Source organism: Leisingera sp. ANG49 (assembly GCF_059694505.1).
The window spans coordinates 175773-186431 of record NZ_JCATZN010000007.1; the positions used below are offsets into that span (position 1 = coordinate 175773).

General features: G+C 64.0%; 12 protein-coding genes. 1 reads left to right on the forward strand and 11 read right to left on the reverse strand.

Features of this window, described 5'->3' with window-relative positions; all coding sequences use genetic code 11:
- Window positions 1–89: 89 nt before the first annotated feature.
- The 11 genes from AC58NV_RS20085 to AC58NV_RS20135 form a co-directional block, all read right to left on the reverse strand.
- Entirely contained in the window at window positions 90–1238 is a 1149-nt protein-coding gene (locus tag AC58NV_RS20085; RefSeq protein WP_497228711.1) for an alpha-hydroxy acid oxidase, read from the reverse strand.
- Window positions 1238–1792: a sulfopyruvate decarboxylase subunit beta gene (comE, locus tag AC58NV_RS20090; RefSeq protein WP_497228712.1), complete on the reverse strand. Its 555-nt coding sequence runs from the start codon at window positions 1790–1792 to the stop codon at window positions 1238–1240. Before comE ends, AC58NV_RS20085 begins: the two co-directional genes overlap by 1 nt.
- Entirely contained in the window at window positions 1789–2295 is a 507-nt protein-coding gene (gene comD, locus AC58NV_RS20095) for a sulfopyruvate decarboxylase subunit alpha (RefSeq protein ID WP_027256510.1), read from the reverse strand. Before comD ends, comE begins: the two co-directional genes overlap by 4 nt.
- A 37-nt stretch (window positions 2296–2332) precedes the next feature.
- Entirely contained in the window at window positions 2333–2743 is a 411-nt protein-coding gene (locus AC58NV_RS20100) for a universal stress protein (RefSeq protein ID WP_497228713.1), read from the reverse strand.
- A gap of 30 nt (window positions 2744–2773) precedes the next feature.
- Window positions 2774–3754 carry an alcohol dehydrogenase catalytic domain-containing protein gene (locus AC58NV_RS20105; RefSeq protein ID WP_497228714.1) on the reverse strand — a complete coding sequence of 327 codons (981 nt, stop codon included), beginning with the start codon at window positions 3752–3754 and terminating at the stop codon, window positions 2774–2776.
- Complete coding sequence (locus AC58NV_RS20110; RefSeq protein ID WP_497228715.1) at window positions 3751–4512, reverse strand: SDR family NAD(P)-dependent oxidoreductase; 762 nt, start codon at window positions 4510–4512, stop codon at window positions 3751–3753. The genes AC58NV_RS20105 and AC58NV_RS20110 overlap by 4 nt, the downstream gene beginning before the upstream one ends.
- Entirely contained in the window at window positions 4505–5812 is a 1308-nt protein-coding gene (hisD, locus tag AC58NV_RS20115) for a histidinol dehydrogenase (protein WP_497228716.1), read from the reverse strand. The genes AC58NV_RS20110 and hisD overlap by 8 nt, the downstream gene beginning before the upstream one ends.
- Before the next feature lie 12 nt (window positions 5813–5824).
- Window positions 5825–7153, reverse strand: a complete 1329-nt coding sequence (locus AC58NV_RS20120) for a TRAP transporter large permease (protein ID WP_366662176.1) — start codon at window positions 7151–7153, stop codon at window positions 5825–5827.
- A 12-nt stretch (window positions 7154–7165) separates the two neighbouring features.
- On the reverse strand, window positions 7166–7678 hold the full coding sequence (locus AC58NV_RS20125) for a TRAP transporter small permease (protein WP_366662175.1): 513 nt from the start codon (window positions 7676–7678) through the stop codon (window positions 7166–7168).
- A 112-nt stretch (window positions 7679–7790) separates the two neighbouring features.
- Window positions 7791–8936: a TRAP transporter substrate-binding protein gene (locus AC58NV_RS20130; protein WP_497228717.1), complete on the reverse strand. Its 1146-nt coding sequence runs from the start codon at window positions 8934–8936 to the stop codon at window positions 7791–7793.
- A gap of 22 nt (window positions 8937–8958) precedes the next feature.
- Window positions 8959–9144, reverse strand: coding sequence for a hypothetical protein (locus tag AC58NV_RS20135; RefSeq protein ID WP_497228718.1), 186 nt, complete (start codon window positions 9142–9144; stop codon window positions 8959–8961).
- Window positions 9145–9275: 131 nt separating this feature from the next.
- On the opposite strand from AC58NV_RS20135, the gene AC58NV_RS20140 reads away from it, so the two are divergent.
- Window positions 9276–10295: a LacI family DNA-binding transcriptional regulator gene (locus AC58NV_RS20140; protein WP_497228719.1), complete on the forward strand. Its 1020-nt coding sequence runs from the start codon at window positions 9276–9278 to the stop codon at window positions 10293–10295.
- Window positions 10296–10659 lie beyond the last annotated feature (364 nt).

Below are 10659 nucleotides of genomic sequence, written 5' to 3' on the forward strand. Positions count from 1 at the left end.
GATGCCCACAAGGATAAACGGTACTTCAATGGAAATTCCTATCTACGCCGCGCCGCGTAGTGCAGTTTTGTCTACAAGACGTCAGGGCTCTATCCAGGTGCAGTCGGGTGCAGCCCGCTATGGGCCGTTGAATCCCCCCGCAAACTGCCATCAGTCAAGCGAGTCAGCCCGGTCTGTGCCAAAGCAATACTCAATTCTTCACTCAGGGCATCCCACAGCTGTTCCAGTCCCTGCTCACCAGCAGCCGCGATTGCATATTGCAGAATTCTTCCGATAAAGACGAAGTCCGCACCTACGGACAGTGCTTTTAGAACATCCTCGCCTGACCGGATGCCGCTGTCGTAAAAAACCGGGTATTCCGGCCCAAGATCCGCACGGATTTCTGCCAGCATTTCTATCGGGGCCGGGGCTGCCTCCAGCTGGCGGGCGCCGTGGCTGGAGACCTGAATGGCATCCACCCCCGCAGCAACCAGCGCGCCGGCGTCTTCGGCGTCGAGCACGCCCTTCACCACCAGCTTGCCGGGCCAGAGATCGCGCAGCCGGGCTAGGGTGTCCCAGGTGGCGCGCGCCCGGCTTTCGGTGCGGTCGAAATCATAGCCGTCCATCTCGAAATTCGCCATCACCGGCTTGCCCTTGAACAGGGCCGCCAGCGACCAGCGCGGGTGCAGGGCAAAGTCGAGTAACTGCCGCGGGCCGATGCGGAACGGCATCTTGAAGCCGTGGCGCAGCTCACGCGGGCGGCGGCCGACCTCGGGCACATCGACCGTCAGCACCAGCGTCTGATAACCGGCCGCGCGGGCGCGCTCGGCCAGCTTGAAGGTGCCAGTGCCGTCGCCGCTGAAATAGAGCTGGAACCAGGCATAGCCCTCTGACGCCTCCAGGATGGTTTCCAAGGGGGTCGAGGCGACGGTGGAAACCCCGTGCGGCACCCGGTGGCGCGCCGCCAGCCGCGCCAGCATCAGGTCGGCACCGGGGGCCGCAAGGTTGCACATGCCCATCGGGGCAATTCCGAAGGGCCGGTCTGCTTCGGCGCCGAATACCCGGGTGGCCAGCGAGCGCTGGCTGACATCGCGCAGGATGCGGGGCCGCAGGGTGATGGCGTCCAGGGCAGCGCGGTTGCGCGCCGCCCCGGTTTCCTGCCCGGCGGCGCCGTCGATGTAGTCAAACACCATCCAAGGCAGCCGCCGCCTTGCCAGGCGGCGGGCATCCTCGGCGGAATGGATGGCGCCTGCGCCCATCAGCCGGCCACGGCCTTCATGAAACGGTCGCGGATCACCACCGGGTCGATCGTGATCACCGGCATCTTGGCGTTGCCGCTGTCGCATTTGACCACCAGCACCGTCGCCTCGCCGCTGGCCAGAGTTTCCTCCAGCGCCGGGCCGGTGTCCTTGTCCTGCACCTCCACCACCCGGGCGCAGCCGGCGGCGCGGGCCATGGCGGCCAGGTCGGTGCGCTGGCTGGTATAGGTCGGCTGGTCACCGGTGGAGCCATAGGAGCCGTTGTCGACGATCATCAGGATGTAGTTGGAGGGCGCGTTGTTGCCGATGGTGGGCAGGGTGCCGAGGTTGGTGAGGATCGAGCCGTCACCGTCGATCACGATCACCGGTTTCGGCTGCGCCAGCGCCAGTCCCAGCCCGATGGAGGAGGCAAGCCCCATGGTGCCCAGCATGTAGAAATTGGTGGGCTGGTCGTCGATCGCGTGCAGCTCCTGTGACGGAATGCCGATGTTGCAGACCACCAGCTGGTCCCGCAGGATGGGCGCGATCTCTTTCAGGATTTCAGAACGGATCATTGGTCGCCATAGCCTCCCCAGAAGTTGGCGTCAGTCAGGATGGCAACGGGCTTGTTGCACATGAAGGTGTATTTCAGGATGTTGTCCAGCTCCTCGACATCTTTCTGCCAGTGGAAGTGGTAGGTCGGGATGTTGAGCTGGGCCAGCAGCGCCTTGGTATGCACCGCCATTTCCACCTGGCAGGCCACCGGCTCGCGCAGTTCGCCACGGTAGGAGATCAGCATCGGCAGCGGCATCCGGTAGTATTGGATCAGCGTCGCCAGCGTGTTGATCGTCACCCCGATGGCGGTGTTCTGCATGATGATGGCCGGGCGCTTGCCGCCCATCCAGGCGCCGGCGCAGAGCCCCATGCCCTCGTCCTCCTTGTTGGAGGGGATGTGGAAGATGTCGTCGCGCTGGTCGATCTCCTCGATCACGCCGGCCAGCTGCTTGCAGGGCACGGTCGTGACGAAGGAGACGCCGTTGGCGGCCAGATCGTCAGCGATCCTCTTGTCTATGTTCATGGTCAGTAGCCTTTGCTTCGGGTATCGTGTTTCGTTGTCATGCGGTCCGGCAGACGTGGACTGCGCAGGGGGCGTGGCGGACCACGCGGGCAGCGGTCGAGCCGAGGAAATAGTCGCTGAGGCCGGGTTTGTGGGAGCCGACGACGATGCAGTTCATGCCGTGTTTCTCCGCGTATTCGACAATGGCGCGGTAGGACCGGCCCTTGACGATCTCTGCCGTCACATTGCCGTGGCCTGCGGTCTTCTTGGCGAGCAGCTGGCGGGCCTTGTCGTAGCCTTCGCGCACGGTGTCTTCGTCCAGGTAGGCAGTTACGGAACTGTGCACCGCCTCGTAGACATGCAGCGCGGTGATGTTTCCGCCGGGATTGCACAGGGTGGCGGCGGCCTTCAGCGTTGTTCCGGACACCCCGTGATCCAGGGCCATGGGAACCAGGATATTGTCATACATGGTTGCTCTCCGTTTGTTTGGCGCGCGGGCTCAAGCCCAGGGGTCGAGGATGATCTTGGGCGCGGCCACCGCACCTGACCGCAGGTCGCGGAAGGCGGCGGCGCCGTCCGACAGCGGCCGCTGTTCAGGCCAGTCCAGCGGGCCGAGACGGCCGTCGAAGATCGCCTGCGCGGTGTCGCGGAAATCCTGCGCGGTATAGGTGTAGGTGCCGATGAAGGTGATTTCCTGCAGCGTCATGCGGCGGATATCCAAGCCTCCGGTGTCCTCGCCCAGTCCGACATGGGCAATCACCCCGCCGGGCGCGACAGTTGCTGAGGCCGCGGCGCGGGTGGCGGCATAGCCCACGGCGTCCACCACCAGCGGCACCATACCCTGGAACTCTGCCACCGCCTTTTGACCGCAGCGGTCCGTCAGGAAGGCCCGGCGCGCTTCGTTCGGCTCCTGGATGGTCACCTCCGCCACCCCCATCGCCCTCAGCGCCAATGCCGCAGCCAGGCCGATGGCGCCGCCGCCTATCACCAGCGCGCGGCGCTCTGTGCTTGGATGCAGCGCCTCCAGCGCCAGCCGGGCGGCGTGCCAACTGACTGCCAGCGGTTCGGCCAGTGCGGCCTTTTCTAGCGGCACCTCGTCCGGGACGGTCACCAGGTTGCTTTCGGGCATCGCCACGAACTGGGCAAAAGCGCCCTCGCGCGGCGGCATCGAGATGATCTGGCGGCTGGCGCAGAGGTTCTCGCGCCCGGTGGTGCATGCGGCGCAGCTGCCGCAGGTCACCAGCGGGTTGATCGTGACCCGCCGGCCCGCTTGCGGTCCGTCCTCGATCACGCCGGCGGCCTCATGCCCCAGGATCAGCGGCGCTGGCCTGCGGTTGTCGTGGCCCAGGTAGGCGTGCATGTCCGAGCCGCAGATGCCGGAGGCATGGATACGGATCAGGTGCTCGCCGTCCCGGCCCGCCGCCATTGGCACGTCGCGGAACGCCAGCGTCTCAACCCCTTCATAAACCAAGGCTTTCATTTCGCCGTGAACCCCCCGTCAACCATCAGGATTTGTCCGGTGACATAAGCCGACGCCTCCGAGCACAGGAACAGCAGCGGCCCGTCGATATCCTCCAGCCGCCCGTTGCGGCCGATGCAGGTCTGCGCCGCGTTGCGGGCGGCGCGGGCCTCATCGCCGAACACCGCCTGGGTCAGCTCGGTCGGGAAGAACCCCGGCCCGATCGCATTGGCGGTGATGCCAAAGGGCGACCAGGCCTCTGCCATGGCACGGGTCAGCTGGCCGATCCCGCCCTTGCTGGCGCCATAGGCGATGCCGCCGGGAAAGGCGCGGTTGGTCTGGAGGGAGGCGAAATTGACGATCCGCCCCCAGCCCCGCTCCTTCATCGCAGGCACCAGCGCCTGGCTCAGGAAGAAGGGCGCCGAAAGGTTCAGCGCCAGGGTCTGGTCCCAGCCCTCCGCGGTGACGTCATCCGCGGATTGCCGCGTGTTGACGCCGGCCGCGTGGATCAGGATGTCCGGCGCCCCGAAGGGTGCCGCAACAGCCTCCCGCAGCGCATCCAGCGCGCTGCGGTCCGCCACATCCGCCGCCACATGAGCCGAACCGGACCCGATCTCCGCGCAGAGGCTTTCCAAGGCCTCCACCCGGCGGGCCACCGCGACCACCTGCGCCCCGGCAGCGGCCAGCGCGATAGCCGCCCGCCGTCCCAGGCCGGAACTGGCGCCGGTGATGCAGGCGGTCCGGCCTGCCAGGTCGAACAGGGCGCGCGGGTCAGCCATTTGCGGTCAGGTCGAAGGTTTCGTCCGGGAAATATTTAGCCAGCCGCACGTCGGCAGCACGGGCGTGGCCCTCCATTCCTTCCAGCCGGGCTATCCGCGCAGTGGCCTCTGCCACCGGTTTGGAGCCCTCGCGGGTGGCGCGCTGCCAGGTGACGATCTTCATATATTTGTGGACACTGAGGCCGCCGGTGTAGCTGGCCGCGCGCGAGGTCGGCAGCACGTGGTTGGTGCCCGCCGCCTTGTCGCCATAGGAAACCGTGGTCTCCTCGCCCAGGAACAGCGAGCCGTAGCAGGTGAGCCGCTCCAGCCACCAGTCCAGGTCCTCTGCCTGCACGGTCAGGTGCTCGGGCGCGTATTCGTCGGAACAGGCCGCCATGTCCTCGCGGTCTGCACACAGGATCACCTCGGCATAGTCGCGCCAGGCCGCAGTGGCGTTCTCGCGGTTCACCTCGGGCAGGTCGTCGATGTAATCCGGCACCAGCCGCATCACTTCCTCGGCCAGGGTGCGGTCATCCGTGACCAGCCAGACCGGCGAGTTGTAGCCATGCTCTGCCTGGCTCACCAGATCGGTGGCGACGATATGGGCATCCGCCGTGCTGTCGGCCAGGATCAGGCTGTCGGTGGGGCCTGCGATCATGTCGATGCCGACGCGGCCGAACAGGATGCGCTTGGCCTCGGCCACGAACTGGTTGCCGGGGCCGACCAGGATATTGGCCTTGGGCAGGCCAAAGAGACCGAATGTCATTGCCGCAACGCCCTGCACGCCGCCCATCGCCATGATCTTGTCGGCGCCGCAGATATGGGCGGCATAGACGATGGCAGGGGCCACGCCGGTATCCGGGCGCGGCGGCGAGCAGGCGGTGATATGCTTGCAGCCGGCCACCTTGGCGGTGGTCACGGTCATGATGGCACTGGCGATATGGCTGTAGCGCCCGCCGGGCACGTAGCAGCCCGCCGCGTCCACCGGTATTACCTTTTGCCCGGTGACGAAGCCGGGGGAGATTTCGGTTTCCACATCCCGCATCGTGCTTTTCTGCAGCTCGGCAAAGCGGCGCACGTTGTCGTGGGCGAACTGGATATCAGCCTTCAGCTTCTCCGGCACCAGGGCGCAGGCTGCCTCGATCTCCTCGGCTGTCAGCAGCACGTTGCCTTCGTAACGGTCGAACTTGGCGGCATATTCCAGCGCTTTGGCGTCGCCGCCTGCCTCGATGTCGTCCAGGATGCCCTGTACGATCTTGTGTGTCTCGGAGGCATCCGATTTGGGGGTCAGGGCAGCCTTTTTCAGGTATTCTCGGGTCATTTCCAGGGGGTCCTACTTGTAGATATCGGGAAGCAGAGTGGTCGAAATCGGCGGAACGTAGGCGATCAGCAGCACCACGATCAGCATGGTCAGCACGAACGGCACGGCACGGGCGGCGATCTTCAGGATGGACTCGCCGGTGATGCCGGAGACGACGAACAGGTTCAGGCCCAGCGGGGGGGTGATGAAGCCCACTCCCAGCGCGGTGATCATCATGATGCAGAACTGGATCTCGTTCATGCCGATGTTGTCGGCGAGCGGCTTCAGGATCGGCGCCAGGATCACGATGTTGGGCGTTGTCTCCATCACGCAGCCCGCAGCGATCAGGATGCAGATCATCAAGAGGATCAGCAGCGACGGATCATCGGTCAGCCCGGTCACCGCGGTCACGAACCCCTGCGGTACGCCCATGATCGCCAGCGCCTCTGCCAGCGGGGCGGAGAAGGCGATGATCGGCAGGATCACCCCGTTCACCTTGGCAGAGCTGACCAGCATCGCCGGGAAATCCGACAGTTTCAGCGTGCCCAGGATGAAGCCCATCAGGATGGTGACGACAACCGCGGTGGCGCCGGCCTCGGTCGGGGTCAGGCGGCCGGAGAAAATGCCGTAGAAGATGATGCCCGGCACGATGAAGGCATACCAGCCGGACTTCAGCGCGTGGCCCAGGTTGCCCAGCCACTCCACCAGGCCCATGTTGCCGCCGGTCTCGTAGGTATAGAGCCGGTTCATGATGATATTGGTGATCAGGATCGACACCAGGATCGCCAGGCCCGGGATCAGCGCCGCCAGGAACAGGGTGGAGGCGGAAATGCCCAGCACCAGGCCGATGATGATATAGGCGATAGAGGGCGGGATCAGGATGCCGGTACAGGCGCCCGCCGCCACCAGCGCGCAGGCATAGGGGCGCGGGTAGCCGCTTTCGACCAGCCGGTTGATGGTCATCCGCCCGACCGCTGCGGCGCCGGCCGCGTCAGAGCCGGAGATCGCCGCGAACATGCCGCAGACCAGCACCGTGGCCGACCCGAAACCGCCGCGCGTCCAGCAGGTCAGCGCCTCCGCCACATCGAGGAATTTCTTGCTGAGTCCGGTCCGTACCAGCACGTCGCCGGTCAAGATGAACAGCGGCACCGCGGTTAGCGCAAAGGCGTCGATGCCTGTGAACAGGCTCTCGCCGATGGCGCTGAGCGGCAGGTCGCCCGACATCACCAGCATGGTGATCGCCGCCGCGCCGATGGCAGCCCAGACCGGTACCGCAAGCGCGATCAGCGCCACGAACATGATCACCGGCAGGTAGAAATCCCAGCCCAGTTCGACTGTTTGATTGAGTGAATTCCACAGCATCGCTCAGGCCCTTCAATCAAACAGCTTGTCGCCTTCAAAGACGGGGGTGCCGTCGCGAAGGCTGCGGTAGTCGCGCAGGAAGGATTGCAGCAGGCGCCAGATCATCAGGGCAAAGCCTGCCGGCACCGCCATCAGGAACCAGACCATCGAGATCCGCAGCCCGTGGCTGACTGAACCGAATTTGGCTGAAACCAGCACCGTCTCGAACGACCAGTAAAGCGCCACAAGCGCGACCACGAACATCACCAGATCGCCGAAGATGTAGATCAGCGCTTTGGGCCGCGGGCCCAGATAATGCAGGATCACATCGATCCGGATATGGGCGCGCTCCTTGACCGCCGCCGCGGCGCCGATCCAGGCCAGATAGATGAAGGAATAGCGGACGATCTCCTCGCCCCAGATCGAGGAAAAGGCAAACAGCTCACGCCGGATCACCTCGATCGCCATAGTGATGACCAGCATCACATAGAACACCAGGAGCAGCCAGCGCTCTGCATTCTTGTCGATGGTTCGCAGGAAATTCATTGCCGTTCCCATGGTTCAGGCGCACCCCCGCAGTCAGCCCGGCAGGCTGTCGCAAAGGCGGCTGTTGAATAATGGGCAGGCGCCGTGTCACGGCGCTCCGGCCCGGTGCGGCTCAGGCGTCGTGGACGTAGTATTTGCCCTGGGTGCCCGCGGCCTCTTCCAGCTTGGCGAAACTCTCCATCGAGCCTGCCAGCTCGGTCTTGAAGGAATCCCATTCGGCGCGCTGGTAGCCGCCGGCTTCTTGCCACTCACCCAGCTGATCGCCGCTGAGGGTGTGGAATTCGACACCCGCCTTGGTCAGCTCGGCCATGGCATATGCACGGGCGGAGGGCACCTTGGACAGGTTCTGATGCGCGGTCATCTCAGAGCCCCACATCACACCCTCCTGCACGTCGGCAGGCAGCGCGTTGAACCATTCCAGATTGCAGGAATAGACCTGACTGTCCGGCACCGCCTGGGTAAAGGTCACATGGCTCAGGATATCCTTGAAACCAAAGACATAAAGCGCCCCGACGGAGGGGTCGAGCGCATCTGCGACCCCTTGCTTGATGGCCGAGGGCGTCTCGCCCCAGGCCACCGGCGTCGGGTTGGCGCCGACCATGCGGTAATACTGCTGCAGCATCTTGGATCCCGGCACCCGGAACTTCACACCCGCCATATCACCGGGTGACAGCACCGCGTTGCCGCCCTTGCGCACCGCCACCACGCGGGGGTCGATGTTCACGTAAAACAGCGCCTTGAAGCCGGCGGCCTCCACCTTGGGATGCACCTCAGCCTTCCAGAAATCCGAGTTGACCAGATTGGTGAACCGCTGGTTGGAGCCGCAGAGATAGGGCATGTTGATCAGGTCAACGGTGGAGGCGAAGGGGGCGAAATTAGACAGCGAGTGCTGCGCCGCCTGAATGGTGCCGCCCTGAACCTTTTGCACCAGCGCGCCGCCCGCGCCCAGCTGGCCGCCGGGGGCCAGCTTGACATAGATCTTGCCGTTGGTAGCGTTCTGGATGTTCTCCTTCAGATCCAGCTGCATGATCGGATAGCTGCGCGACGCGCCCAGCACATAGGCGGTGGCCACGGTCATGATATGCTCCGCCGCGCGCTCGCGCTCTTTCTCTTCCTTGGCAGTCTGCGCTGCGGCCTCGGACGACCACAGCACCCCCCCGGCGCCGGCCACCAGCGCCGCGGTGAAAGAGCCGGTTGAGGCCAGTTTCAGAAAATTGCGGCGCTCAGCAGATTTGAGGCCATCCGTGCCATTCGTCATTGTCTTCCTCCCTAGAAATCCGTCAGCTGCCGTTCTTGTTCTTGTGGTCAGCTTCGCGCTTGAGAATTGCCGCCACGAACAGGATCGAGGCGGCAAACAACACCAGCATCTCCCCGACATCCCCCAGCAAGCCGCCGCCGCCAAAGGCGCCAAAGGCGACATTGGCAAAGAACACGGCAAATACGGCAGCAGCAGACCAGAGAAACATCGCAAGATCCCGGATTGTTATCCCAACCCCATTTGTAAGCGCTTACATCACAAATGCAAGCGCTTACATAGATGGATGGCAAGCGCTGCATTTTGTGTTATGACGAGGGGCAAAGGAATGGCAGGCGTCACATGGGAAAAACCCGTTCAGCTCCGACACTTAACGATGTTGCTAAGGCGGCGGGCGTTTCCACCGCCACGGTGTCGCGCTGCCTGAATTCTCCGGACCGGGTGATCGAGGCAACCCGCCAGAGGGTGATGCAGGCGGTCGAATCACTGGGCTACACGCCGAATTTTGCGGCCCGCGTGATGGCAGCCAAGCGCAGCTTCACCATCGGCGCCATAATTCCAACCATGGACAACGCCATCTTCGCCCGGGGGCTGCAGGCCTTTCAGGACCAGTTGCACGCGAACGGCTACACGCTCCTGGTATCCAGTTCAGCCTACGATCCCGAGGTGGAGCGCGAACAGATCCGCACCCTGGTGGCCCGAGGCGCCGACGGCCTGCTGCTGATCGGGCATGCGCGTGATGCAGAAATCTACGAGTATCTGGAGCGCCATCAGGTCCCGTCAGTGGTTGCCTGGTCCTATGACCCTGAGGCGCAGCGGCCGTCTGTCGGTTTCAGCAACGCAGACGCCATGGGTGAACTGGCGCGCAGTGTGATTTCCGCCGGCCACCGGCGGATTGCCATGATCTCGGGCATCACACAGGGCAACGACCGGGCGCAAGGCCGGGTGGAGGGCGTGCAGCAGGCGATGGCCGAATACGGGCTGGATGCCAGCGCGTTGACACTGATCGAAACGGCTTACGAGATTGACAAGGGCGCTGAGGCCTTCGGGCAGCTGATGTCCCTGACCCCGCGCCCGACGGTGGTCGTGTGCGGCAACGATGTGCTGGCTGCCGGTGCTCTGCGCGAGGCGCGCAGACTGGGAATCCAGGTGCCTGAGCAGGTTTCGGTGACGGGGTTCGACGACATCGAATTGGCAGAGATCGTCAGCCCTGCCCTGACAACCGTGCATGTTCCGCACCGTGAAATGGGACGCAAGGCAGCGTGCGAACTGACGGCAATGGTTGAAGGCAAATCGGAAGGCCGATCGAGCTGCATCAGCACCAGGCTTGTGACCCGTCACTCTTTGGCTGGGCCTCCTTAATGTTCAAAGGGAGTCTGCGCATTTAGGCAGTCCTGCAATCTCACGCTCGAGATCGAATTCGACGGCTGGCATCCTGGTTTGCACCAGACTTGCCGTATCCAGAAGCTTACCGCCGAGGAGCCAATCCCGAAATCCGCAGCCATTCGGTCAGCCAAAACTTTGTGCCATCGGAAGGTGGATTTTCCCGGCTCTGTCACGATGACGGGCTGCTGATGCCTTCGGGACAATGCATGGCAAACGGACGTTGTATCCGATTGCGTTCTGGGGGCTGTTTCCATTGCAATGCCGACGCCACTATTCCTTTACCGACTTGTGGAAAAGCGCAGACCGCGAAAGTGTGAATTCAATCTTACCGTGGCACGGC